Raw genomic sequence first — 26,039 nt, forward strand, 5'->3', positions numbered from 1 at the left:
GCTCAATATGTATCCATCCGATCGGAAAAGGAAAACGCACCCTTACTGCTCTATCTGCACGGAGGCCCGGGGGATGCCGCGCTTCCTCTGGTTCTGAAATATAACCGGGATTTGGAAAAACATTATACGGTTGTCGTGTGGGAGCAGCGGGGCGCAGGAAAATCCTACTATAAATTCGGCCCGGAAGGCATCACTATAGCCCACTTCCTGGAGGATCTCCACACGCTGACCGAATTGCTGCTTAAACGGTTCGGCCAGGAAAAACTTTATCTCGTGGGCCATTCCTGGGGCAGTGTCCTCGGGCTTACCTATATCAGACAGCATCCGGACAAAATCCATACTTATATCGGCTGCGGTCAGGTTATCCATATGAAAAAAGCCTGTCGGGAGGCCTATGATTTCGCGCTCAGCCACGCCGTCGGAAAAGAGCTGGAAAGGCTGAAACGGACAGACTGTTCCTATACCGGGGAGGACTGGCTGCATGATCTCCTCTTTGTCACGGGACTCGTGGTCAAATATAAGGGATCTCTGTATGGAAAAAGCAGCTATAACATGCTGATAAAGCCCTTTTTGTTTTCACGCAGTTACACTCCCGTTGATTTGTACCGCCGCCAGAAAGGCAGCCTGCAGGCAATACGTTGCCTGTGGCAGGAGCTCATGCAGACAGATTTTGAAAACTGCACAAAATATGACGTTCCTGTTATTTTTATAGAGGGACGGTATGACAGCCATGTGTCGTCGGCGCTGATTAAAAAGTACTTCGATACTCTGGAATCCGACAAACAGTTCTTCTGGTTTGAAAAATCCTGCCACTTCCCCCAGTGGAGTGAAAATGAAAAATTCAACAGTATTCTGGCTTCTTTGGCAGAATAACCGTACTTAAAAGAGGAGCAGACTCTTACGCCTGCTCCTCCACATAATCCATATAATCAGCCTCGTCTGCAAAAAGCATATACTGTCCGTTTACACATCCCATGTATCCTTCTCCAACATAAAATCCTTTCATACCGCGGCTCCTTTCTGCTATTATTAAACCTAAACTGTTTACTCGCTTCTCCTGTCAGGCTCCTGTGAGCCCTTCGATGGTTTAAGAATAGCATATACAGAGTCCGATAATCAGGACTTTCCTCTTACCAAACTATGTTATCTCCGACTAATAATCTCTTAATACAAGCTCCGTAATTCCCGGATTAACCCCGCCCTGAATGCGTATGACCTTAGGCTCTCTTCCATAGCTGTACTCTTCCTGAAGCATGCTCCGGATACCCGTGCCGCCGTGAAAGCCATGGATTATCCGCAGCCTGTAGACGCTGCTGTCCGCCTTTTTCAAGGCGGCGTCCACCTCCTGCTTCGCCTGAAGGACGTTTTTTCCATGAAGATCCAGCTCCCATATACCCGCGTTCATATATCCGCCTCCCTTTATGCCCTGCCGCCGGTAACTTTTTTCCTCATCCGGCGCATTCCCCATTGAATCCAAACCAACAGCACAACATAAAATGCGACGAATATAATATTATAATATCTGCCCCCAAAAGACATAACCGTATAAATTGCGGTAAGCACAAGCAGAAGCACACTCAGTAAAATACCCAGACGTTTCCATCTGTCAAGAAGGCTTTGCAGGGATTCTGCATCCGTATATATTTCATATTCTTCTTCCGGTGTTCCCGGAACATATTTCTTCTTAAAATATATCCAGCCGTTATAGGTATTTCCCACATATTCCCATCCCTGCTCTTCGAACAGCTCCAGATACCTTCTCTTTTCCTCCGGAGAATTGACCGCGTCAGGATTATAATCGATCCTGTTGCGGTATACCACACCCGGCTGCCTGGTATAAACACTGAAAAAACAGCCTCCCTTTTTCAGCTGCCAGCCTTTTTCGGACATTTCGTCCAGATGCTCTTCTTCCTTATCATAATCCCATGCCATATATGTCCTGCATGATATTTTGGTATTCATCCTTTAATCCTCCATGTTTCGCGAAGAAAAATTGCCATCCGGCGGGCAGCAGATTTTCTTCTCGTTCTCTCTATACAAATATTAATGCAATGGCCTGCTTCCTGTCACCTTTTCCGCACTTTCAAGCAATTCCGTAAGCCGCAGGATCTCTTCCTCCAGAATCCTTCTTCCTGCACCCGTCAGAACATATTGCTTTTTCTTCACTCCCTGTCCCCGGTTCTGCAGTTCCTCCGATTCTTCGTCAGACTCCATGATCCAGCCCTTCTTTATCATGTTGCTCACAGCACCATACATCGTCCCTGAACCGATCTTCACACGCCCCCCTGACAGCCGTCCTGCTTCCTGCATTATTCCGTATCCATGGTTTGCATGGCTGTACAGACACAGAAGTATGTAAAAATAACTCTCTGTCAGCGGTTCCCTCTTTGGCTCCATACTCTCATCTCCTTTCCGAAGACTATATCGCCTCACGCTATGTCGTCATTCGATATATTATCCTTCTATATCGTATCACGACATATGTCGCATGTCAACATATACTCTTTATTTTATTTTCCCACTTTTTGCCATGCTCTATTATTCCATACTCTCCCATACATACTCTCATTCCTTTTCTCCTACAGCCCTTTTACAATTGCAGTACAGCCATATCCTGTGCCCCATGCCTTCCGCCGGCCGGGGTGTCCTTTTGCTGCAGCTTTCCGTCCCGCCGGTTCTATGTACCCTGCAAAGGCCTTCTAAAAACGCCGGTCCTTAGATTGCGTCCTGTGCAATCTTAGTACCGCTGCGTTTTTGGCAGAGTGGAAACGTGCCTGCGCAGGGTACATAGAACCGGCGGAACGGAAAGCTGCAGCAAAAGGACACCCCGGCCGGCGGAAGGCATGGGGCACAGGATATGGCTGTACTGCCACCTTTTACATAGAATTTTTCAAGAATGGCTTGCAAATTCCCTGTTTTTCTGTAAAATAGGTAAAGGCGGCAAGATACATGACATAATTACCCTCGCGGCAGCCGCCTGGTGGGCGCGTCCGTCCGGCTCGCTGCCCGCAGGAATAAACTAAGAAGAAATTGTCGGTTCATTTCAGTTATGACCGCCGCGTTTTATGGAGGAGCTATCAAACATGATTAGTGCAAGCAATGTAACCCTGCGTCTCGGGAAAAAGGCGCTTTTTGAAGATGTTAATATTAAATTTACGGAAGGCAACTGTTACGGCCTTATCGGTGCCAACGGCGCCGGCAAGTCCACCTTCCTGAAAATCCTTTCCGGTGCGCTGGAGCCTACCAACGGTGATGTCATAATCACTCCCGGACAGCGTCTTTCCGTATTGGAACAGGATCATTTCAAATATGATGATTTCACCGTACTGGATACCGTAATCATGGGCAATGCCCGCCTTTATGAAATCATGAAGGAAAAAGATGCCATCTACGCCAAGGAAGATTTCAGCGACGAAGACGGAATACGCGCCAGCGAGCTGGAAGGGGAATTCGCCGAAATGGACGGCTGGGAAGCGGAATCCAATGCCGCCAGCCTTCTGAACGGCCTGGGCGTGGATACGGAATTCCATTATTCCCTGATGAAGGATCTGAACGGAAGCCAGAAGGTTAAGGTTCTCCTCGCCAAGGCGCTTTTCGGCAATCCTGATATCCTGCTTCTGGATGAGCCTACCAACCATTTGGATCTGGATGCCATCGCATGGCTGGAAGAATTCCTTATCAACTTTGACAATACGGTTATCGTGGTTTCCCATGACCGTTATTTCCTGAACAAGGTCTGCACCCATATAGCGGACATTGACTACGGCAAAATCCAGCTTTACGCCGGCAACTATGATTTCTGGTATGAGTCCAGCCAGCTGCTTATCAAGCAGATGAAGGAGGCCAATAAAAAGAAGGAAGAAAAGATCAAGGAGCTGCAGGACTTCATTTCCCGCTTCTCCGCCAACGCTTCCAAATCCAAGCAGGCTACCTCCAGGAAAAAGGCCCTGGAAAAAATCGAACTGGATGATATCAGGCCTTCCAGCAGAAAATATCCTTATATCGATTTCCGTCCCGACAGGGAGATCGGCAATGAAGTGCTTACTGTGGAAGGGCTTTCCAAGACCATTAACGGAGAAAAGGTGCTGAACAATATTTCCTTTATTGTGGGGCATAATGATAAAATAGCATTTGTGGGAAGCAATGAGCTTGCCAAAACCACCCTCTTCCAGATACTGATGGGTGAGCTGGAGCCGGATGAAGGAAGCTTTAAATGGGGTGTTACTACTTCCCAGGCTTACTTCCCCAAGGACAGCTCCAGGGAATTTGACAACGATTATACCATTGCCGACTGGCTCATGGGATATTCTCCTGTGGATGACATCACTTATGTGCGCGGTTTCCTGGGACGTATGCTTTTTGCAGGGGAAGACGGTGTGAAGAAGGTAAAAATCCTTTCCGGTGGTGAAAAGGTGCGCTGCCTCCTTTCCAAAATGATGATTTCCGGCGCCAACTGCCTGATTCTGGACGAACCCACGAATCACCTGGATATGGAATCCATTACCGCCCTTAACAACGGGCTTATCAAGTATCCCGGCGTGACGCTTTTCGCCTGCCGCGACCATCAGTTTGTGCAGACTACGGCCAACCGTATTATGGAGATCCTTTCGGATGGAACGCTGATTGACAAAATCACCACTTACGATGAATATCTGGCGAGTGATGCCATGGCCAGAAAACGTACGGTTTATACCGCCGATAAGGAAGATGACGAAAATTAATCCAATGAGGGGAAAGCTGCCGTCCTGTACGGAATGCTTTCCCTTTTTTGACAGAATATGAGGTTATCAGCATGCATACAGTAGATTTACATGTCCATTCCACCAAATCCGACGGCAGCCTTTCCCCGTCACAGCTGGTTGATCTGGCCGGAGAAAAAGGGCTGGACGCCTTCGCGCTCACAGATCATGACACGATAGACGGCCTTGATGAAGCAATAGAATATAATTCCGGCAATTCCCTTGAAATCATACCCGGCATCGAATTTTCCACCGAATATATGGGAAAGGATATCCATATTCTCGGACTGTTCATTGATTATAAAATGCCGTCCTTCCGCCAGCAGATCCAGGCTTTTGTGGATTCCCGCATTCTCAGGAATGAAAAAATGTGCAGGAACCTTCAGGAAGCGGGAATCGATATTTCTTTTGACAAGCTGAAAGAAGCCTTCCCCGGTTCTGTCATTACCCGAGGGCATTATGCGAGATATCTTTTGGAGCATGGCTATATAAAAAGCCTCCCGGAAGCCTTCGAAAGGTATGTGGGAGATCGCTGCCGCTATTTTGTCCCCAGAGAAAAAGTAACGCCGGAGCAGGCCGTCCATCTCATTCTTGACGCGAAAGGGCTTCCCATCCTCGCCCATCCTACCCTTTACCATATGGGAAAAGATGCCCTGCAGACCCTGGTCGCCCGGCTGAAGAAGGCGGGCCTTGTGGGGATAGAGGCCGTATATTCCACCTATTCGCCCAGGGAAGAGAGGGAAATGAAACGGCTGGCCGAAAAAAACGATCTTCTGATCAGCGGCGGTTCTGATTTTCACGGGAAGAGCAAGCCCGGACTGGAAATGGCCACCGGCTATGGAAAACTTCAGATTTCCGCTGATATCCTGGAGGCACTGCGATTAAAAAGGAAGGAATTATTTGATGAATAAGGAAACTCATACGCCTAAAATATTATTTACCGACATGGATGGAACGCTTCTGTTAAGTGACAGTACGGTTTCCCCTGCCATGAAGGAAACCCTGAACCGCCTGACAGAGGCCGGCCATAAGCTGGTGCTCACCTCCGGCCGCCCCCTGGACAGCATTCTGGAGGTCATGGAGGCCGCAGACCTGTTCTATCCGGGAACCCTGATTATTTCCAATAACGGAAGCCTGATTTATGACTGCTCCGCCCGTACTCCTCTTATGGAAAAAACCGTTTCCTTCCCCATCGTTGCCGATATCATGGCCATGGCCGATGAAATGGGGATCCACTCCCAGACCTATACGGATCACGAAATCGTATGCAGGCAGGAAGATAAAGAAGTTATCCATTACCGGGAACGAATCCATATGCCCCTTATCACGGCTTCCGACATCCTTTCTGTACTGCCCCGTCCGCCGTATAAGGTCCATTGCATCCACCTCACCGATAAAGACAGACTGGAGGCCTTAAAGGAAAAGGTGGAGCGTAAATATGCCGGGCAAATCACCGCGCAGTTTTCCAATGACCAGTATCTTGAATTTTACAGCCACGAAGCCGGAAAGGGGAATGCTATCCTTGAGGTATGCCGTATATTCGGCATTCCCGAAGAAAACAGCATTGCCGCCGGTGATGCACCCAACGATATTTCCATGCTTCTGGCTGCGGGCACAGGCGTGGCAATGGCAAACGCGGATCCTGATGTAAAAGAGGCCGCCGATTTTATCACGTCTCTGGACAATGACCATAACGGCCTGATTCAGGCCATTGAAAAATTTATCCTGTGCTGACATTTCTGCAGAAGCGTTTATGGAATACCAATAAAACAGGACAAAAACAGGAAGCCGCATCCCCTTGAGATCGGCTTCCTGTTTTTGTCTGCTGTTATTCCAAATTCTCCTTCAGCGCTCTTTCCTCTTTTCCCGCTTTATCCCTCATCCTGCGTTTCAGGAAGTCGTACAGCTCTTTTCCCGCTATCGGAAGAAGGATCATTACCGCCATATACGAAAAGGTTTTTACGGCTCCCGGAAGGCTGTCCAGGAAGGTCAGCTCCGGCAGAAGCATATCAAGGATCAGAGTATGGTATAAGAAAATATACAGCGTATATCTCCCTATATACTGAATAAACTGCAGAATCCTGTTTATACCCTTTTTATTCCACAGCAGCAGGAAGGAACAGCCCGCAAACAAGAAGAGAATGATGGCAAGAGAATAAAGCATCAGGGTAATTCCGGGAGGATTCACCCGCAGCAGCCATCCGAACATGGACTCGTCCCATGCAAAGCGGTCATGCAGAAGGAAGGCCATGGACGCAGCCAAAAGCAGGCCTGCCCCAACAGATGCGATTCCCGCCGTCCTCTTTTCCCTGAAACAGATATGCAGATCGGCCGCCAGCATCCCGGCTGCAAAAACAAAGAAATAGGTGCCTCCCAGCAGATATTTCCCTCCGCCGTAGGTTTCCAGGGCAAAGCTGTGTCTCATCAGGAAGCTGGATGCCATCCAGGCCAGCGCCAGAAAAGCAATACGGAACAGGAAGCTGGCCTTTCCTCTCCTGCAGTTCATAACAAACAGATAAAGCACCGGAGCAATGGCTGTCAGCTGGAGATAAATCAGAACATAATAGAACTGGCCTTCCAGATTGAAATTCAGCGCCCACAGCACATAAGCCCCCAGATTCAGCTGAAATCCCGTTCTGGCGAACTGATAAACAGCCACCGCCGCCAGATAAGGGACAAGAATCCTCCCCAGCCTCCTGAGCACCCATTTTCCGCCCGTCTCCTCAGCTTTCCTGTCCTGCAGGGAATAATAAGCCGTCATCCCCGCCAGGAAAATGAATACGGTTACAGAATAGAAGAATATGTACTGGATCGTTTCATCCTCATACAGAATCCCCTTAACATGATCAACCAGAACCGCCAGAATTGCGAAAAATTTGGCACAGTTAATCCATCCAATCTGCTGTTTTTTCCCTTGAATCATCTAAAAACAATCTCTCCTTTTTTTCAAAACAAGGCCTGCGATTTCTTTTCACATCCTCCTAAGGGTCATCCTGTGACCGGAAGGCGGCCTAAAAGCCTGGGCAATGTCGTAATCTATAGCGGCATAGCTGCAATCCTGTTTTCTCTTTATTTCACGATCTCATAACTGAATTCAGTATACCATCTCTGTTCCCTGAAGGTCAATGCTTTTAGATCGAAAACATGGACGAAAACATAGTCACAAAACAGGGAGATAAATCAAAATTTCTATTGGCGTCTTTATATTTGATTTTCATCTAATATATAATTGACTTTTATCTTATAGTATGATAGTCTTTACGCAAACATATGTTAGAAATATTTCAAATATAAGGAGACAGGATATGAATTTCACTAATTTTAGGAAAAATACCTCTTTTGGTAAATTTTTATGTTCTTTTCTGTTGAACAGGCTGGGGGATTCCGTGGATGTGCTCACGATGAGCTGGCTTATCTATCTGCTCAGCGGTTCGGCCGCAGTTTCGGCACTGGCGATGGGGATCAATTACATACCCTCCATAGTGATTCAGCCGCTTGCCGGCGCGTGGGTGGAACGCATGCACAAGAAAAAGGTCCTGATACTGATGGATCTGGGGCGTTTTCTGCTGGTCATGCTGATTCGGGCTCTGTACCTGGGCAAGATGCTGGCGCCGTATATGCTGCTGTGCATCACCTTTGCGGTTTCCACACTGGAAGCCTTCCGCAGCCCGGCTACTAACGGGGCACTGCCCAGGCTTTTGAAGGAAGAGGAATATGAATACGGGACCTCCATGCTGCAGGGAGGCGGGCGTATTATGGAACTGGCGGGAACCGGGCTGGCTGGTGTGCTGATTGCCTGGCTGGGGATTTATGGAGCACTGCTCGTGGATGCGTCCTGTTTTCTGACAGCGGCACTTTTGATCCTGCCGCTGGGGCTGCAGGAAGAGCTTCAGAAACAGCAGGCTGAAAGCTATGGAAAAACGCTGAAGGAAGGAATTTCCTTTTTAAGAGACTCACGGAAGCTGCTGCTGCTTGTTCTGCTCTGCGGCCTTCTGAATGCGATGCTTACGCCGATGCAGGCGCTGCAGTCCGCACTGGTAAAGGATATTTATCAAAAGGGCGGGGAAACCTTATCCTTTATGGGCGCCGCCCTGTCAGGAGGGATGCTGCTTGGCGCGTTCCTCTATCCTTTTCTTGCAAAAAGGGTGGCAATTGACAAAGCTCTGCTTTTATGTGGTATACTGAATGGAGGTTTTTATCTTGTCCTGGCAGGCTGTGCGCATATTGCCCAAAATATATTTTTTTACCCCATCCTGGGCCTTTCATCACTGGTTTTCGGGGTGTCCATCGGCTTTTTAAACACGGCGCTGGCAGTCATGATCATGAAAGCGATACCGATTCATTATATGTCCAGGGAAACCGGACTGGCAAATGCCCTTTGCCTGGCGGCGGTACCGGCCACCTCCTTTCTCGTATCGGCGGCGGCCAGGCTGGTTAAGGTGCCCGCTCTCCTGACGGCATCGGGAATCCTGTTTCTCCTGATTATGGCGGTGCTGAAGGTCTCCGGGAAATTGAACGAGCTGTTGCCCGACGATTCAAAGGCGGGCAGAAATGAGGAAAAATGGAATTAATCATAAAAAAAGAATGCTGGATGATCCGGGAAGCAATGGAGCTTCTGTTTCTCGCAGCAAATAAAGAAGAGTTTTCAGAAAATAAATATCTGTGGAATCTCAGAAAATTTGAACAGGAGCTGACGGAAGAACTGGCTTTACAGAAAGAATTCCTGGCAATGGCAAAGGAAATCCCGGTAACTCCGGCTATCCGGAAATATTTTGAGCCGTTTCAGAAGGAGGGGCTGGAATGCCTGGCGAAGTGCCTTGTATGGACCTTCGGAGGGGAACAGACAGACAGTGTGGAAGAGATGAAGGCGCTGGCGCTGAACGAGTTCCGGCAGTATCCGCTGGATGATTTCCCGGCCTTTGACCGGATCGGTGAAACTTTAAACCTCAAAAAAGAGGAACGGCGCAGGTTTGCCGCCAGTGTGAAAAAACTGGATCTGGAAGAAAAATTTCAGGGCAGGCTGATCCTGGCGTTTGAATCCTATGAAGAAAGCCTTGATGAGCTGGGGGCGCTGCTGGAAGAGGCATTGCCGCTCCTGCTCCCGTACAGGACACAGATGCAGCGGCAGGCGTTACGGATGCAGCAGGAATGGCAGGCTTATTTTGCCAAAAAAAGTCTGTCGGATTTCTGCGGAATGACGGGCGTATATGTGGACGAAAGCCTGTACCGGGCGGTGGAAATTGTGCCTAACCTGGTGAACGGACCTTTCATGGTCCTAAATATGGACGACGGAGAGCCGCAGGAAGATGTGCTGGTTATCCGAATAGGCTTTTTGATGCGGGAAAAGGTACTGGAATCCTGGTACCGGAATCTTGGGCAGCATGCGTTGGAGCTGCTGGCCGACGGAACGAAAATGGAAATCCTTCTTTACATAAAGGATACGCCGCATTATGGGAAAGAAATAGCGGACAGGTTCGGGCTGACCACAGCCACCATCTCCTACCACATGAGCGAGCTTCTCCAGGAAGGGCTGATCCGGATACGGCAGCAGGGGAAACGGATTTATTACAGCCTGGATAAGGAACAGGTGGGTGAGGTTCTGCGACAGGTACAGAACAGGCTTCTTCTATAGAAACGCCCGTTTTACATACCTGTTTTAAAGGCGGCAGTACCGGCCTGCCGCCCATGTTCTTTCCTCTTGTTGTCTGCCTGTCGAAGCTTCAGCCTTCCACAATCAGATATCTTCCGTCACCCACGTCAAATACCTCATCCGCTTCAAGAATTTCGTCCAAATCAGCACCTTCCATATCAATGCCGGCTTCTTCAAAATAATCCCTGACTTCTTCAGCGGAATCCACCACAACTGCCATACACTCTTCCAGAAAAGCTTCTGCATCTTCCAAATTGGAAGCCACATCTTCTTCAGGAAAGAGCTGACCCTGGTGCTTAAGAAAACACATTACAACCGCGTCATCATAATCGTGCATCTTCTTCCCTCCTTCCTACTTGGTTCTTCTAAATAAAATATACCGTTTCCATAAGGTTTGTGCAAGACTTTTTTCAGAATCAGCATGATTCTTTGTAACGGTTCAGCCCCTCTCCGTCTTTCGGGCCTTCGTTTCCGGCCTGGGGTTCCTTCCCCTCCGCTGCCGGTTCCGTCCATGCAGAGGTCCTTATAGGGGACGCTCTCGCTCGGATAAACACGCAGCGGTACTAAGGCAGCAAAGTACGCAGCCTAAGAACCGGCGAGTTTATACGCCCCTTACAGGATCCTCTGCATGGACGGAACCGGCAGCGGAGGGGAAGGAACCCCAGGCCGGAAACAAAGGCCCGAAAGACGGAGATGAGCTAAATCGTTACAAAGAAAATTCCCGACAGGAAATGTTGAATTTACGTAAAAGTAGTGATAAAATAAACGCAAGCATAAATTTCTAACGAATCTTGGCTATATGTGCCGTCTAATTTCTATTCTCAATTCAGAAACTCTATGCTTACTATCCAACAAAGAAAGCAGGAGCGGCTGAATGAGAAGGCTGCTCCGTACACAAACAGAAAGGAGCAGCTTATGGTAGAAGAACTGCACGTAGTAAGGAATCAAAAGGATACGGTTTTCCGAATGCTATTTCGGGAAAAGAAGGAATTGCTGGAATTGTACAACGCGCTGAATGGTTCCGCGTATAACAGCCCGGACGGCCTGACAATCTGTACCCTGGACAATGCAATATATATGAATTTTAAGAACGATATCTCGTTCCTGCTGGATTCTGAGCTGAATCTGTACGAGCACCAGGCAACGTATAATCCCAATATGCCGCTGAGGGATTTGGTATACATTGCCAAACAGCTGGAAAAATATGCGCGGGATGAGACAATCTATTCTTCCACACTGGTGAAAATTCCGGTGCCCCGGTTCGTTGTATTTTACAATGGCACAGGGGAGCAGCCGGAAAGGCAAATCCTGTGTCTGTCAGATGCTTTTGAAAAAGAAACGGCGGAACCGGAGCTGGAACTGAAGGTACTCATGCTGAACATCAATTTGGGCCACAATAAAGATTTGATGGAAAAATGCAGGACATTGAAGGAATACAGCCAGTACGTAGATCGGGTCAGAAAATATGCAAAGAGCATGCGAATTGAGGAAGCGGTTGAGCGGGCAGTAACGGAATGCATCAGAGAAGGCATTCTGGCAGATTTCCTGTCGGCACAAAGAGCGGAGGTGATAGCAGTGTCAATCTTTGAATACAATGAAGAAGAGGAAATGAGAAAAATCCGTGCAAGCGAGTATAAGAACGGCATGGAAGAGGGAATTGCCCTGGGAATAGAACAAGGAATTATAGAAATCTGTAAAGAAATGAACCTGACCTTTGAACAGACGGCAGAAAAACTGAAACTTCGGTTTAACATCAGTGAACAGGAGGCTCAGGAAAGGGTACGGCATTATTGGGATTGATACTTACGTAATTGGAAGGAACCGAACCGGATATTATAGGAAAGAAAAAAGGCCATCATGGCATCTGCTGTTTATAGGGCAAACCATGATGACTTTTTTGTATTAATTAAGACAATTCTATTTTCATTCTGAGCAGGCTGAACTTGTTATGATTCTTTCCCACATCTCTCCATAATTGTCTTCCACACACCCTTTTCCAGGTAAGAAGGACAGGTAAAACGGGCGGCCGCCTTCACTTCCGGCCTGGCGTTTTCCACCGCATAGCTGAGACCGGCTGCCTGCATCAGGCCGATATCATTCGTATTGTCTCCAAATGCCATGGTTTCTTCTTTGGCAACGCCAAAAACCTGCTGTAATGTCCGCAGGGCATTTCCCTTATCCACCGAGGCGTCCATGAAATCCACCCACTCCTCACCGGCCACGCAGGTTTTAACAAGGCCGCCCCACTGGGGAATTAATACTTCTTCTCCAAGCTGCCGGATGCTTCCTCTGTGGTAAACAGCTATTTTCAGAATTACTTCCTCTTCCGCCAGTACATCCTCAACCTGGCGGAAAATATTATGATATCCATATTTCATCATGTCCAGGAAGAGCCTGTTTTTAGTTTCCAGCAGGCTTCCGTGGGGAGTTGATACGGTAAATTCATATTCGCTGCCAAGGCCGCGGAGCTGTTCCACGATCTGCCTGGCATATTCAGGCTTCATGGCGGTAAGTGCGAGATCCTTCCCCTTATAATATACATGTGCCCCGTTTTCCGCAATGTAACAGATTTGGTCTTCCACCTCGCGGAATACTCTGCGGATGCTGGCAAGCTGCCTTCCGCTCGCCCCGCAGAAAAGGATTCCCCTGTCCGTCAGTTTTTTGATTTCTTCCACCATTTCCGGATACAGGTCGGGTGTGGAATCCGGGATCAACGTTCCGTCAATATCAGAAGCAATTAACTTAATCATGTTTTTTCAGCCTTTCCTGCCGGCGGGCGGATGCTTCCGCCATCGCATGGTTATTGTCATTCTCGGTTCGGACAGCTTTTTCTACAAAAGCGAAAGAAGCTCAGCCGGCCTTTCGATAATCACGTCCGCATGGTTTTCCTCCAGTTCCTGCCTGTCACGGAAGCCCCACAGAACTCCCACGGTAAACATCCCCGCCGCCTTACCGGTCTTCATGTCCACACTGGTATCCCCCGTATAGAGAAAGGCTTCTTTCGGCAGCCCCAGCTTTTTCTGAATCTGATATACTCCGGTGGGATCCGGCTTTTTAGGGACGCCGTCCATCTGCCCCTGTATCCAGTCAAAATATCCTGCGCCAAACAGGGTTTCCACCACCTGAATGCTGTTCTCATGGGCCTTGTTGGAAAGGACTGCAATGCGGATCTGTCTTTTCTTCAGTTCCTCCAAAAGCTCCCTGATTCCTTCATAGGGCCTTACATGGTACATACAGTCCTTCTCAAACAGCCTGGAGTATTCCTCAAACACTTCCTGAAAATGGATAAGGCCGGTATCGCCGGCTTTATCCAGGGCACGGCGCACCAAAACGGCGGCTCCGTCTCCCACAAAATATTTATAATCCGCCTCTTCGAATTCAGGCAGCCCGAATTTTCTTAATGCCCTGTTTCCGCAATAGGTAAGGGACTCTATTGTGTTGGCCAGCGTGCCGTCCAAATCAAAAATTACAGCTTTTTTCATTGCCCCAATGCCTTTCTCCTAAATGAATTCTCTTTTTTTCATTTCCTGATAAAGCCTTCCCACCGGAAGGCCCACCACATTATTATAATCTCCGTCAATTCCCCGGATAAAAGCCGCAAAACGGCCCTGTATCCCATAGGCTCCCGCCTTATCCATCGGCTCCCCGGTTTCCACGTAGCCGGCAATTTCCTCTTCCTTCATGGGAAAAACCCGTACATCTGTACACTCATAGAAGGAAAAGCTCTCTGTTTTCCCCTGTTCCTGCCATACCAGGGAAACGCCGGTATAGACCTGATGAACACCTCCCTGAAGCAGGCGCAGCATCCCTGCCGCCCGTTCCTTATCTCCGGGCTTGCCCAGGATCTGCCCCTGGCAGGCTACTATCGTGTCCGCTCCTATTACCACCAGGGATTCTTCAGCAAGGCTTTCCCCTGCGCCGGCCTGCAGCCTATGATATACTTCCATGGCCTTATGGAAGGAAAGCTCCTGTACCACCTCTCCGGGAAGTTCTTTTTCCGTCTTCTCCTCCCAGTCACTGGGATGAACTTCAAAGTCCAGGCCAATCTGCGTCAGAAGCTCCTGCCTTCTGGGTGATATGGACGCCAGTATTATCTTCTTTTTCATGCCGACAAACTCCTTTTATCCTGTTATTCCATTTCCACATGCTTTTCCGGGATAAAAACCCTGCCGTCATGAGGTTCTTCCTGTGCTTTGACCGCTTCTATCGCTTCCATACAGAAGGCTTCCTGGGAATTGAAGGTTTCTTTTCCCCTGCGATCCACTTTTTCATAGCTGCCGTCCGGCTGAAGCAGATGGGCTTTTACCGTATCCCGAAGCTGTACCTCCAGAATATGCATCACCTTTTCCTTCAGCCTGGGATCCTCCACCGGGAACATGATTTCCACACGCCGTTCCAGGTTTCTGGGCATCCAGTCCGCACTGGAGCAATAGACTTCACTGTTGCCCCCATTTTCAAAATAAAAAATACGGCTGTGTTCCAGGAAGGTTCCTACGATGGAACGGACGGAAATATTTTCACTGACATCCGGAATCCCCACCTTCAGGCAGCAGATTCCGCGGACAATGAGTTCAATCTTCACTCCTGCCGCGCTGGCTTCATACAGGGCGGCTATGATGTCCCTGTCGCAGAGGGAATTCATCTTGGCTATGATATGACCCTGTTCCCCCGCCTTAGCGTTCTTTATCTCTCTGGCGATCAGATACAGGAATTTATCCTTCAGCCACAGCGGGGCCAGAGAAAGCTTATTCCAGGAAAGAGGCTCCGAATAGCCTGACAGCATGTTGAATACAGCTGTGGCATCCTCCCCAATAGCCTCGGAACAGGTCATCATACCGATATCCGTATACAGCTTAGCGGTGGCGTCATTATAGTTTCCGGTTCCCAGATGCACGTAACGGCGGATGCCGTCCTCTTCCCTGCGGACCACCAGAGTTATTTTGCTGTGGGTCTTTAAGCCCACCAGACCGTATATAACATGACAGCCGGCTTTTTCCAGCTTTTTCGCCCATACAATATTATTTTCTTCATCAAAACGGGCCTTCAGCTCCACCAGTACGGAAACCTGTTTCCCGTTTTCCGCCGCCTGGGCCAATGCCGCGATGATGGGGGAATTGCCGCTGACACGGTAAAGAGTCTGCTTAATCGCCAGCACGTCCGGATCCTTGGCGGCTTCTCTTATAAACTGCACCACAGGTTCGAAGGTCTGGAAGGGATGATGAAGCAGGATATCTCCTTCTCTCAGCTTTTCAAAGACACTTCCCTCCTCCATGAATTCCGGTACCGGCTGGGGAACGTACTTCTCTTCCTTCAGATGGGCAAAGCCTTCCATCCCGTACATTTTCATCAGGAAGGTGAGATCCAGAGGGCCGTCGATACGGTAAATATCCTCTTCCTCAATGGAAAGCTCATCCTTGATCATGCGCAGCAGGCGCTTATCCACACCGGCTTCCACCTCCAGCCGGATCGCCTGGCCCCACTGCCTCTTTTTCAGCTGCTTTTCAATTTCCTTCAGCAAATCCTCCGCTTCGTCCTCATCGATGGTCAAATCCGCATTCCTCATGATACGGAAGGGATGGGAGCATACCACGTCATAATTCAGAAACAGTCTGGAAATATTCCGTTCTATGACCTCCTCCAGAAGGATGACGGCCTTTTCACCGGCTTTTTCCGCCGGAATCGGCACAATACGGGACAGGACGCTGGGGACCTGCACCGTAGCGAATTCCAGTTCTCCCTTTTCCTTACGTTTGGAAAGAAGCGCCCCGATATTCAGGGACTTGTTACGAATCAGAGGGAAGGGCCTGGAGGAATCCACCGCCATGGGGGTCAGGACAGGATAGACATTATCATCAAAATAGGCATCCACATAGGCGGCCTGTTCTTCATTCAGATTTTCATGCTGCTCCACAACAGTCAGTCCATTTGCCTTCAGCAGAGGCAGCAGAGAACGATTGTATGTAGAATATTGCTGGGAAACCAGATCATGGGTCACCACATTCAGCTGCTCCAGCTGCTGGGCGGCAGTCAGGCCGGCAATATCCTTTTTGATATATTTGGCATTCACCATATCCTTTAAGGACGCAACACGCACCATAAAAAACTCATCCAGATTGGAAGCGGTGATGCTTAAAAATTTTAATCGTTCAAAAAGAGGGATCTGTTTATCTCTTGCTTCCGACAGCACTCTTTTGTTAAAAAGGATCCAGCTCAGTTCCCTGTTGGTATAGAGCTCAGGCTCCAGATAATCTTTTTTCTCCGCCATAATCTTTTCTCCGTTTTAAATGATTTTTTTCTGCTTAATGACAGGATGCACACTGAATACTTCTTCAAAAAATGAGGCCTTTGCCTCAAACAGCCCTCTCTCCAGAGTGATATCCTCCGCAGTGTTCACAGTGAATATCAGCTGATCCTCCCTGAGGGTGGTTTTGAAATCCTTGAATTTCTGTTTATGGCTTCGATCCAGGCCATTAGCCACGCGTATGATGGCCGTCAGCTTGGCGATAGTCAGATAGGCCTGGGGATCCAGCGTCGTTGTTGTTCCCAGCTCCTCATAGTAATCAAATTCCTGATGGTTATATTTCACCACATTGGCAACGATCTCCCTCTCCTTATGGGAAAGGCCTATGATTTCCGTTGCCATGACAATACTGTAGGAGCATTCGCCCAGATTCACCATGCTGATATATTTTCCGCAGTCGTGGAGCAGGGCGGCTATCCGAAGCAGCAGGCGCTCCCTTTTTCCAAGGCCGTGTACCTTTTTCATGCTGTCAAAGATGGTGGTGCAGATATATTCCAGCGTTTCTCCTCTTCGTCTGCTTCCCATAAATCTTTTGCTGATATTTCGGGCGCATGCCACAATATCCTGCTCGAAATCATGCTTCGGCCCGACAATCTTATTTTTTTCCGCAAACTCGTAAGCAATGCCGTCGCAAAGCGTCACTCCCGGCGCCCACAGCAGCTTCGCTTCCATAAGCAGGGCCACCCGGTAGATAAGGACAGCGGAAATAAATATCAGAGGAATGCTTTCCGTGGAAATTCCGAACCTTGCCGCAATCTCTTCCTTTGTATGTGTGCGCATGATCTGCATAAACATTTCATAGCTTGCACTGTCCACATATCCCGGCGTCTGTGAGCCGGTAAGGCGCTTCTGTATCAGGGCGGAAACATAATCATCCACAATAATGATATTATCAATGGTCCGATCCTTCAGATACATCCTTTTAAAAACGGACAGCTGGCTTTCGATAATCTCTTCCAGCAGCCCCTCATATTTGGACGGCTTCGCGTTCAGCTTGTTCAGCAGCTCCTGCAGGCGGAGTACGCCGAGACGAAGGTTCTGGGTAGCCACAAGCGTATCCTTGTCAAACAGGGACACCTGAATGCTGCCGCCCCCGATATCAACGATGGCCGTTCCTTTTTCGATGATTTTATTAAAATCCTGTCCCTTGAGGGCAATGGATTTATAATCCAGGAACCTCTGCTCGGAATTGCTCAGCACCTCAATGCGGATTCCTGTGCGCTGGCGGATCTGATCCAGCACTATCATGGTATTTTCCGTTTCCCTGATGGCGCTGGTGCCGTAAGCCTTGAAATCCTCCACCTTATAGCCCCGCATGATGTCCACAAATTCCCGGAGGACGCGGCAGAGTTCGTCCACCTTTTCATAGCTGATTTTTCCCGTGGCAAAGGTATCGTTTCCCAAATCAATCCTGTGACGGATATGGTCGATTTCCCGAATGCCGATTTTCGGTGAAAATTCAAATATTTTCATGGATAGCTCATAAGAACCTACGTCAATAGCTGCAAAAGTCTTCACTCCGCATCCCTTCCTTTCCTCACTGCTGCCCGCCGGCAGCGCTTTCGCACCCGGACAGATAATCAATGAACTGCTGCGCTGTCCTTCCGGAAAGCCCTCCGTGGAACAGTTCCCATTTATTGGCTTCTGCAAGCAGTTCTTCCTCCGGCATGGTCAGGCCATAGCGCGCAGCAAGAGCCTTTACAATATCCTGGAACTGGGATTTATCCGGGGCGCCGAAATAAATGGTCACCCCAAACCTGGACACCAGTGATAATTTCTCCTGTACTGTATCATTATTATGCAGATCATCATCCAACTCTCTTTTATCGCTGAATTTCTCACGTACCAGATGTCTTCGGTTGGAGGTCGCATAAATCAGCACATTGGCCGGCTTCTTTTCCAGCCCGCCTTCTATCACGGCCTTCAGATATTTATATTCAATCTCAAAATCCTCAAAGCTTAAATCATCCATATAAATGATAAATTTATAATTTCTGTTCTTGATTTGGGCGATTACATTATTTAAGTCCTGGAACTGATGCTTATATACCTCAATAATGCGCAGTCCCTGAGAATAATATGCATTGGCAATTGCTTTGATGCTTGAGGATTTGCCAGTTCCCGCATCTCCGTATAAAAGGCAGTTATTGGCCTTTTTCCCTTTTACAAAGGCTTCCGTATTATCTACCAGTTTTTTCTTGGCCGTCTCGTAGCCTATCAGATCCCCCAGCTGGACATGGGCGATATTCAGAATCGGCTCAATCAGCGTTTCGTCCTCCTTATGGGAGATACGGAAAGCCTTGTGCAGGCCGAATTTTCCCACGCCATATTCCTTATAAAATTCCGTCAGGGTATCCTTCATTTCCTCCGGCGTCCTGTTTTCCTTGAAACGCACGGCGAGCGTACATATCCTGTCCCGGATACGGGTATTGTATACCTTGCTCTCCTGCATATTCCCTTCATAGGAAAGGACAAGAGAAAAGGCGGGAACCTGCAGCTTCTCCATCATATCCGTAAAATCATAATCAAAAAATTCCTTAAAAATAATGATGTCATGAAGTACGGCCTCGTTGATCGTCCCTTCCACTTTTCCCCGGATTTCACACGCACGGCTGTAGCTGTTTTCGTTGTTCACCAGCAGGTTCGTGAGATAGCAGTGCCAGAGATTGCCGGAAAAGCCATGGCTGCCCGCCATTTCCAAAAGACCATGCATGCAGTCATACAAAAGGGCGCTCTCCTTCTGAACTCCTTCTTCACCGCTTCCGTAATGCTCCATCAGCCATACCATATCCATAAGGAGACTGGTGTCTAACCCAAAATCTTTATATACAATTAATTCTTTCTCTCTCATCCCATATTCCCTCTCTCATCTTATCAGTAATTACCGAGAATTTTCATATTCCTGGCCTCATCCCTCAGTCCGCGCAGGGCATTTTTGACCGCGCTGTCCGCAAGATTTCCGTCAAAATCAATGAAAAACCGGTATTCCCAGTTGCGCCCTTCTATCGGACGGCTTTCAATCTTGGTCATATTCAGGTTATTGTAGATAAAATGAGAAAGCATATGGTACAGAGAGCCGCTTTCATGGGGGATTTCAAAGCAGATGCTCACCTTCTTCGCATCTTTGCGGAAAATCTTCTGATTGGTGATAATGATAAAACGTGTGGAATTGGTGTCGGACTGGTTAACCGGCTTTTTCAGCACCTCAAGGCCGTATACCCTGCCCGCATATTCTCCGGCGATAGCCGCCTGGCTGGGATCCTTTTCTTCCGCCACCTTTCTGGCTGCAAATGCGTTGTTCGGCAGGCTGATCTGCTTCCAGTCATGCTCCGAAAGGAAACGGGCGCTCTGCATCAGGGACTGGGGATGGGAATATACCGTCCTGATATCCTCTATCCTGCCCCCCGGCACTCCCAAAAGGCAATGCTCTATTTTAATAATCTGCTCTCCCACGATATAATTTTCGAACTCCACAAGCAGATCATAGATTTCATTTACAATTCCCGCCGTGGAATTTTCAATGGGAAGCACCGCAAAATCAGCGCTTCCCTCTTCGATCGCACAGCAGGCATCCCGGAAGGTATCCACATGGAAGCTGTTAACCGCATCCCCGAAATACTGATGCATGGCTGCCTGGGAGTAAGCTCCCTCCGCACCCTGGAACACGACGCGTACCCGGTCGTCCCCTAAGGAATCCACGCCGATAAAAGGCAGGCGCCCTATCGTCCCCTTCTCCGTCAGAAGCTGATACTGCAGCTTACGGCTCATGGACATAATCTGCTCGAACAATTCCCCGATTCCGGTCTTGTTAAAATCAGTGTGGGTAAGCGATTTGACCTTGGCAATCTTTTCCTTCTCCCTATCCCGGTCAAACACCTTTTTGCCTGTCTCAATCTTCACTTCAGCCACCTGTCTGCAGATATCCATCCTTCTTTCATACAGGTCTACAATCTGTTCATCCACCGCATCGATCTGCGTTCTTAAATCTCCTAAATCCATGTTTTACTCCTATCCGTCCTCTTTTGCATGCGGCTGTTTCCGCCTGCAAATCAGGGAGGCTGAAAACCTCAGATTCTCAACCCTTCCCTAATCCGGTATATTTTATTTATAGGTAACTATCCAGCGTTCTCCACTGGCGGGGAGGGCGCTGGATAGTTACATTTATAGTACAACTGTTCCCTCTCCATATGCAACAAAATAATATGTTATTTTACATAAACTTTAAATAATTTCCTATTCCAGCACATGACGCTCTCCGCCCATCTGCAGCGTTTCCAGCAGCTGTTTTATGGTTTTCCCCGTAGACGGATGCCTCACATAAGGCGCTATCTCGCATAACGGCACGAGAACAAAATCCCTGTTTTGCATATCCGCATGGGGCACGGTCAGCTTTTCCGAATCAATGATCTGATCATCATACAGAAGCATATCCAAATCAAGAGTCCTCGGTCCCCAGTGGACTTTCCGCTCACGTCCTGCCAGGTTTTCCACCTGCTGCATTTTTTCCAGCAGTTCAAAAGGGCTCAGCAAGGTATAAAGCTCCAGCACGCCATTAAGAAAATCCTCCTGCTCCACCCCTCCGTAAGGTGAGGTGCGGTAAATGGATGACATTTTCCCCGATTTGCATAATGGATGCCTTTTCAGTTCGTCCAGCCCTTTTTCCAGATAATATTCCTTCTCTCCCATATTGGAACCAAAAGCAATGTACACTTTATGCCAGCCTCTTTCAATCTTTACCGACACATCCCCGAAAGGATACGGAATAGGGGCTTCCGGCTTATGCAGCTCCAGCTCCAGCCGCTCCACCAGGGGAAACGTCAGTAAAATTTCCTGCGCCACCCGCTCCGCCGCCCGTTCTATCAGATCATAGGTCTGTCCGGTCATCACCTGGTTTATGAGCTTACATACCTGTCCGTAGTCGGTGGCGCAGTCCAAATCATCCGTCAGGCCGGCCTTTCTGATATCCGTATAAAGAACCGCGTCCAGGAAGAAATGCTGCCCTTTTTCTTTTTCTTCGGGAAAAACTCCATGATGCGCATATACCTCAAGTCCTGTTATCCGTATTTGATCTTTCATCCTTTATCCTCCTGTCAACCCTCCTGTCTGTCTATCGCACAGACGCAAACTTAAAGATCAAAAAGTTACTGTCAGCTTTTTCCTCCCGAAAGAATAGCTTCCGCCATCTGTACCGCCCTTTTATTTTCCTTCACATCATGCACCCTGAGAAAGGAACACCCCTTTATCACACCAAACACGCTGGTAACCAGAGTTCCCTCCATCCGTTCTCCGGCAGGCAGATCCAGCGCCAGCCCGATAACCGATTTACGGGATGTTCCCAGAAGCAGAGGGCAGTTAAAAATATGCAGGCTTTCCAGACTGTTGATAATCTCCAGATTATTTTCATAAGTCTTGCCAAAACCCACGCCCGGATCCAAAATGATCCTGTCATCCCTGATTCCCGCCGCTTCCGCTATTCTCAAGGTTTCCGCCATATCAGAGGCCATGTCCTCCAGAAAATCAGTGTAGTCCGCCTCGGCCCGGTTATGCATCAGGCAGCAGGGCAGCCCGCTCTTAGCTATGGTTTCCGCCATCTTTCCGCCGTCGTATTTCAATCCCCATATATCATTAATCAAATCTGCACCCGCCTGTATTCCCGCCCGGGCCACCTGATATTTATAGGTATCCAGAGAAACCGGGACATCAAAACGGCTTTTGACCGCCTCTATTACCGGAACCACCCTTTCGGCCTCTTCATCATCGGAAATCCTGATATAACCCGGCCGGGTGGACTCCCCTCCGATATCCAGGATGTCCATGCCATCCTTTATCATAGTTTCCACATGCCTCAGCGCAGCATCCAGATGGTTGTATCTTCCCCCATCAGAAAAGGAATCCGGCGTAACGTTCAGGATTCCCATAATATATGTCTTTCCTCTGTCAGCAAACTCTTTTCCGCCTATATACATATCTTTTCCCTCTTCTTTCTTCCATTCACATCCGCAGCAGCAAGTTCTTTTTTTCCCTGCTCCAGTCGCATTCCCCCTCGGCAGGGCAGGCAAAACAGCTCCGGCTCTGTTTATCGGCACGATAGATCAGGCCTGACAGCCCCCGTTCTTCAGCCATTTCCTTATCACGATGCCGAAGTATGGCGGCTAAGATCTCTTCTTTTTCTTCCGGCGTAAAGCCGCAGGCCTCCAAAATTCCCGTAGCCAGCTCCCCGCTGGCCTGTTCATGGGGAACGGCATCCTCATACTGCCGGTAACGCCCGCAGTCATGCAGCAGGGCCGCCGCATAAACAAGCTCCCTGTCAATCCCGCTGCCGCGCTCCAGATTCTCAATCCATGCCAGCCGGGCCACATCCAGGAAATGGGCCATATCATGCCTGCAGAAAATACGCGTTTCCTCATGCGCCCTGTTTTTCTGCAGACATTCCTGATAACAGGCATTCCTGATTATCCTGTTGATTCTGTCCATATGTATCCTTCTTTATCTTTAATCTTTCCAGCGCCTGCCGGGCCTTTATCTCCCCAGCATGTGATAAAAGGTTTCCTGCAGCCCGCTGTTTTCTTCAAATGCGCCTCTTACTGCCACTGTCACGGTCTTACTGCCCGGCTTTTTGACTCCGCGCATGGTCATGCACATATGCTCTGCCTCCAGCATTATCATTACGCCCCTTGGCTGAAGATAATCCATCATGGCATCCGCCACCTGGGCTGTCAGCTTTTCCTGAAGCTGCGGCCTTCTGGCAAATATTTCCACCGTTCTTGCCAATTTGCTCAGTCCCACCACCTTACCGGCCGGAAGATAGGCAACATGGGCCTTCCCGAAAAAGGGCATCAGATGATGTTCGCAGGTGGAATAAAAAGTAATATCCTTTTCCAGGACGATTCCCGCGTTTTCCGCCTGGAACTGCTTGGACAAAGGGACGGCCGGATCCTCATCCATCCCTCCGAAAATTTCTTCATACATCCGGGCGATCCTCACAGGCGTTTCCCTGAGCCCTTCCCGATCCACATCTTCCCCGATTCCCTCCAGAAGCAGCTTCACCGCCTCTTCAATTTTAGACTTATCTACCATGCGTGTCTCTCCTGACTGCACCATTTTCTGCGATTCTAATCAGATCCCCCAGAAAAGAGAGGGAGCCGAAAGCAAGGATAACATCATCTTTCCCGGCCAGCAGCCGGGCCATTTCCACGGCCTCCTCCAGGCTGTCCGCAGCTGTCACATTTCCATGATACCGCCGGACCTCCCCTGCCAGCTCATATGCGGGAACAGCCCTGGGATTCCCCGGAGCAGCCACAGTAATGACGGCCTCCGCATACGGACAGGTACTGCGGATCATTTTTTCTGTTTCCTTATCCTTCAATATTCCCATTATATATATGATTCTTCTATTTGTAAAATAAAACTGTATGGACTCCGCCAGTTTAGCCGCGCCATCCTCATTATGAGCACCGTCTGCCACAAAAAGAGGCTTTTTCCCGATGACCTCAAATCTTCCCTGCCATTTGGCATGCAGCAGGCCCAGCCGCAGTTTTTCTTCCTTCACCGGGAAGCCCAGCTCTCCCAGCCGGTCAAGAGCCGCCACTGCCAGCGCACAGTTTTCTATCTGATAGATTCCAGCCATGGTGATTTCCAGCCCTTTGTGATTCCCATAGCTGAAGCGCTGTTTTTCCAGACCGTACTTTATAGCGGATATTTTATCCGGATCCAGGACAGAAAGAGGGGCCTCTTTCCTCTTACAGGCATCCTCGATCACCTTCATGGCTTCGGGCCGCTGCTTCACTGTCACCACACTGCTGCCCTGCTTAATGATTCCCGCCTTATGCTCCGCTATTTTTTCCAGTGTATCGCCCAGGAAAGCCATATGCTCCATACTGATGGAGGTCAGCACACAAAGAAGCGGGGCCGGAATCACATTCGTGGCATCCAGCAGGCCCCCCATCCCGGTTTCCAGGACAACGATATTACATTTCTTTTCCCGGAACCATAAAAAGGCCAGAGCAGTTTCCATTTCAAAGGCGGTGGGGTGATTTTTCCCTTCCGCCGCCATAGCTTCCGCCGCATCCCGTACCGGTTCCATGAACTTCCCCAGCTCCGCTTTGCTGATATATTTTCCGTTTATCTGAAAACGCTCCCGATATTCAAAGATGGTAGGAGAAATATACCTGCCCGTTTTATATCCGCCCTCCGTCAAAACCGTGGAAATAAAATTCATCACGGATCCTTTTCCGTTCGATCCCGCTATATGTACAAAAGCCAGCTCCTCCTGAGGATTTCCAAGCCTGCCCAGCAATTCCCGCATATTTTCAAGACCCGGAACACAGCCGTATTGTCCGCACTCCTCCGCATAAGCCAGCGCCTGCTGATAATTCATCTTCCTTCTCCTCCTTTGCCGCTGCCATCGTACCTGCCTTTCTGCGGACGCCCTTCTTTTGTTCCTCCAGCCCGTGGCTCTCCCGCCCTTTCCGTCCTGCGGCGGCTGTGTATGTGTGTTCCAATCCATGGGAAAAAACGGGGTGTTTCTAAATGTCCCGTTTCACCGGAATTCTGCCAACGCGGCAAAACTCCTCGCATGCGATTTTAAACACAATAGTCTTAGCTGCTTATGCTCGTCAGACAAGCCGCTAAGGACGGCCGAATTCCGGTGAAACGGGACATTAAGAAACATCACCGTTTTTTCCCATGGATTGGAACACACATACACAGCCGCCGCAGGACGGAAAGGGCGGGAGAGCCACGGGCTGGAGGAACAAAAGAAGGGCGTCCGCAGAAAGGCAGGTACGAAGGCAGCCCTCATTTCAAACACACTATAGCACAATTCGTATAAAAAAAGAATAAGCGGTCAAAATATTAGCATGCAAAAATTATTTAAAGATTTTATCAAATGCGGCATCCTTGGCTGGTGCCTTGAAATTACATTTACTGCGCTTCATTCTCTCCAGCAGAGGAAGATGTCTCTCCAGGGGACTACTTCCTTGTGGATGTTCCCTATTTACGGGGCGGGCTGTCTGTTAAAGCCTGTATGCTCCCTGGTAAAGGGGTGTCATTGGCTGGTGCGGGGCTGTATTTATGCCCTCTGTATTTTTACGGCGGAATATGCTTCAGGATTTTTCCTTCAAAAGAAAGAATTATGTCCCTGGAATTACGGAAGGGCCCGCTGGAATATCGGCAGGGTGATCCGGCTTGATTATGCCCCTTGTTGGATTATTACCGGTCTTCTCATGGAACATGCAATAACGGACAGGAAATGATCCTGTCCGTCTGTAACAGTTCAGCATTTCTCCCACCGTCAGGCCCATGCTTCCTGCCCGATCAAAACTTTCTTTCTCTCCGCTGTTGGCTCCGG

The 26,039-nt window shown here is 48.9% G+C and carries 25 protein-coding genes; 8 read left to right on the forward strand and 17 right to left on the reverse strand.

Features of this window, described 5'->3' with window-relative positions; genetic code table 11:
• On the forward strand, positions 1-873 hold an 873-nt coding region (locus BLA28_RS23810), incomplete at its 5' end, for an alpha/beta fold hydrolase (protein ID WP_071699524.1).
• Positions 874-1,153: 280 nt separating this feature from the next.
• Here the strand turns inward: BLA28_RS23810 and BLA28_RS23815 are convergent.
• The 3 genes from BLA28_RS23815 to BLA28_RS23825 form a co-directional block, all read right to left on the reverse strand.
• Positions 1,154-1,405, reverse strand: a complete 252-nt coding sequence (locus BLA28_RS23815; protein ID WP_044966558.1) for a Smr/MutS family protein — start codon at positions 1,403-1,405, stop codon at positions 1,154-1,156.
• Between the two features lie 14 nt (positions 1,406-1,419).
• Positions 1,420-1,962 (reverse strand): DUF2812 domain-containing protein, encoded by a 543-nt coding sequence (locus BLA28_RS23820; RefSeq protein ID WP_069158406.1) that lies wholly within the window; start codon positions 1,960-1,962, stop codon positions 1,420-1,422.
• Positions 1,963-2,043: 81 nt separating this feature from the next.
• Entirely contained in the window at positions 2,044-2,397 is a 354-nt protein-coding gene (locus BLA28_RS23825) for a PadR family transcriptional regulator (protein WP_044966561.1), read from the reverse strand.
• Between the two features lie 686 nt (positions 2,398-3,083).
• Between BLA28_RS23825 and BLA28_RS23835 the strand changes: the two genes are divergently transcribed.
• The 3 genes from BLA28_RS23835 to BLA28_RS23845 all read left to right on the forward strand — a co-directional run bounded on the left by BLA28_RS23835 (position 3,084) and on the right by BLA28_RS23845 (position 6,473).
• Entirely contained in the window at positions 3,084-4,721 is a 1,638-nt protein-coding gene (locus tag BLA28_RS23835) for an ABC-F family ATP-binding cassette domain-containing protein (protein ID WP_069158408.1), read from the forward strand.
• Between the two features lie 71 nt (positions 4,722-4,792).
• Entirely contained in the window at positions 4,793-5,650 is an 858-nt protein-coding gene (locus BLA28_RS23840; RefSeq protein ID WP_069158409.1) for a PHP domain-containing protein, read from the forward strand.
• Complete coding sequence (locus BLA28_RS23845) at positions 5,643-6,473, forward strand: Cof-type HAD-IIB family hydrolase (protein ID WP_069158410.1); 831 nt, start codon at positions 5,643-5,645, stop codon at positions 6,471-6,473. Before BLA28_RS23840 ends, BLA28_RS23845 begins: the two co-directional genes overlap by 8 nt.
• Before the next feature lie 94 nt (positions 6,474-6,567).
• Here the strand turns inward: BLA28_RS23845 and BLA28_RS23850 are convergent, their stop codons facing one another.
• Positions 6,568-7,662: an acyltransferase family protein gene (locus tag BLA28_RS23850; protein WP_069158411.1), complete on the reverse strand. Its 1,095-nt coding sequence runs from the start codon at positions 7,660-7,662 to the stop codon at positions 6,568-6,570.
• Positions 7,663-8,044: 382 nt separating this feature from the next.
• Between BLA28_RS23850 and BLA28_RS23855 the strand changes: the two genes are divergently transcribed.
• Complete coding sequence (locus BLA28_RS23855) at positions 8,045-9,310, forward strand: MFS transporter (RefSeq protein ID WP_069158412.1); 1,266 nt, start codon at positions 8,045-8,047, stop codon at positions 9,308-9,310.
• Positions 9,301-10,371, forward strand: a complete 1,071-nt coding sequence (locus BLA28_RS23860; RefSeq protein ID WP_069158413.1) for an ArsR/SmtB family transcription factor — start codon at positions 9,301-9,303, stop codon at positions 10,369-10,371. The genes BLA28_RS23855 and BLA28_RS23860 overlap by 10 nt, the downstream gene beginning before the upstream one ends.
• 88 nt (positions 10,372-10,459) lie before the next feature.
• On the opposite strand, the gene BLA28_RS23865 is transcribed toward BLA28_RS23860, so the two are convergent.
• Entirely contained in the window at positions 10,460-10,726 is a 267-nt protein-coding gene (locus BLA28_RS23865; RefSeq protein ID WP_009250103.1) for a hypothetical protein, read from the reverse strand.
• A gap of 578 nt (positions 10,727-11,304) precedes the next feature.
• On the opposite strand from BLA28_RS23865, the gene BLA28_RS23870 reads away from it, so the two are divergent.
• Complete coding sequence (locus BLA28_RS23870) at positions 11,305-12,189, forward strand: RpnC/YadD family protein (RefSeq protein ID WP_069158414.1); 885 nt, start codon at positions 11,305-11,307, stop codon at positions 12,187-12,189.
• Positions 12,190-12,335: 146 nt separating this feature from the next.
• Here the strand turns inward: BLA28_RS23870 and BLA28_RS23875 are convergent, their stop codons facing one another.
• The 12 genes from BLA28_RS23875 to BLA28_RS23930 form a co-directional block, all read right to left on the reverse strand.
• Positions 12,336-13,139, reverse strand: a complete 804-nt coding sequence (locus BLA28_RS23875; protein WP_069158415.1) for an HAD family hydrolase — start codon at positions 13,137-13,139, stop codon at positions 12,336-12,338.
• An 81-nt stretch (positions 13,140-13,220) separates the two neighbouring features.
• A complete protein-coding gene (locus BLA28_RS23880) occupies positions 13,221-13,871 on the reverse strand; it encodes an HAD family hydrolase (protein ID WP_044971377.1) in 651 nt (216 codons plus the stop codon).
• Positions 13,872-13,889: 18 nt separating this feature from the next.
• Complete coding sequence (locus BLA28_RS23885; protein ID WP_069158416.1) at positions 13,890-14,495, reverse strand: Maf family protein; 606 nt, start codon at positions 14,493-14,495, stop codon at positions 13,890-13,892.
• A 23-nt stretch (positions 14,496-14,518) separates the two neighbouring features.
• On the reverse strand, positions 14,519-16,654 hold the full coding sequence (locus BLA28_RS23890; protein ID WP_069158417.1) for an RNA degradosome polyphosphate kinase: 2,136 nt from the start codon (positions 16,652-16,654) through the stop codon (positions 14,519-14,521).
• Positions 16,655-16,669: 15 nt separating this feature from the next.
• Entirely contained in the window at positions 16,670-18,163 is a 1,494-nt protein-coding gene (locus BLA28_RS23895) for a Ppx/GppA phosphatase family protein (protein ID WP_044971386.1), read from the reverse strand.
• A gap of 64 nt (positions 18,164-18,227) precedes the next feature.
• Positions 18,228-19,541 carry an ATP-binding protein gene (locus tag BLA28_RS23900; protein ID WP_069158418.1) on the reverse strand — a complete coding sequence of 438 codons (1,314 nt, stop codon included), beginning with the start codon at positions 19,539-19,541 and terminating at the stop codon, positions 18,228-18,230.
• Positions 19,542-19,564: 23 nt separating this feature from the next.
• A complete protein-coding gene (pheA, locus tag BLA28_RS23905; protein ID WP_009250114.1) occupies positions 19,565-20,689 on the reverse strand; it encodes a prephenate dehydratase in 1,125 nt (374 codons plus the stop codon).
• Between the two features lie 234 nt (positions 20,690-20,923).
• Positions 20,924-21,766 (reverse strand): 2-amino-4-hydroxy-6-hydroxymethyldihydropteridine diphosphokinase, encoded by an 843-nt coding sequence (gene folK / locus BLA28_RS23910; RefSeq protein ID WP_009250115.1) that lies wholly within the window; start codon positions 21,764-21,766, stop codon positions 20,924-20,926.
• Between the two features lie 71 nt (positions 21,767-21,837).
• On the reverse strand, positions 21,838-22,656 hold the full coding sequence (folP, locus tag BLA28_RS23915; protein WP_009250116.1) for a dihydropteroate synthase: 819 nt from the start codon (positions 22,654-22,656) through the stop codon (positions 21,838-21,840).
• A 25-nt stretch (positions 22,657-22,681) separates the two neighbouring features.
• The gene (locus BLA28_RS23920; protein WP_069158419.1) at positions 22,682-23,164 is read right to left on the reverse strand and encodes an HD domain-containing protein; all 483 of its coding nucleotides are present in this window, start codon (positions 23,162-23,164) and stop codon (positions 22,682-22,684) included.
• Positions 23,165-23,209: 45 nt separating this feature from the next.
• Entirely contained in the window at positions 23,210-23,767 is a 558-nt protein-coding gene (gene folE / locus BLA28_RS23925; protein ID WP_009250118.1) for a GTP cyclohydrolase I FolE, read from the reverse strand.
• Positions 23,757-25,067 (reverse strand): bifunctional folylpolyglutamate synthase/dihydrofolate synthase, encoded by a 1,311-nt coding sequence (locus BLA28_RS23930; protein ID WP_069158420.1) that lies wholly within the window; start codon positions 25,065-25,067, stop codon positions 23,757-23,759. Before BLA28_RS23930 ends, folE begins: the two co-directional genes overlap by 11 nt.
• 481 nt (positions 25,068-25,548) lie before the next feature.
• Between BLA28_RS23930 and BLA28_RS23940 the strand changes: the two genes are divergently transcribed.
• Positions 25,549-25,944 (forward strand): putative ABC transporter permease, encoded by a 396-nt coding sequence (locus BLA28_RS23940; RefSeq protein ID WP_069154434.1) that lies wholly within the window; start codon positions 25,549-25,551, stop codon positions 25,942-25,944.
• The last annotated feature ends 95 nt before the right edge of the window (positions 25,945-26,039 follow it).

The organism is Eisenbergiella tayi (assembly GCF_001881565.1).
Taxonomy (GTDB): domain Bacteria; phylum Bacillota; class Clostridia; order Lachnospirales; family Lachnospiraceae; genus Eisenbergiella; species Eisenbergiella tayi.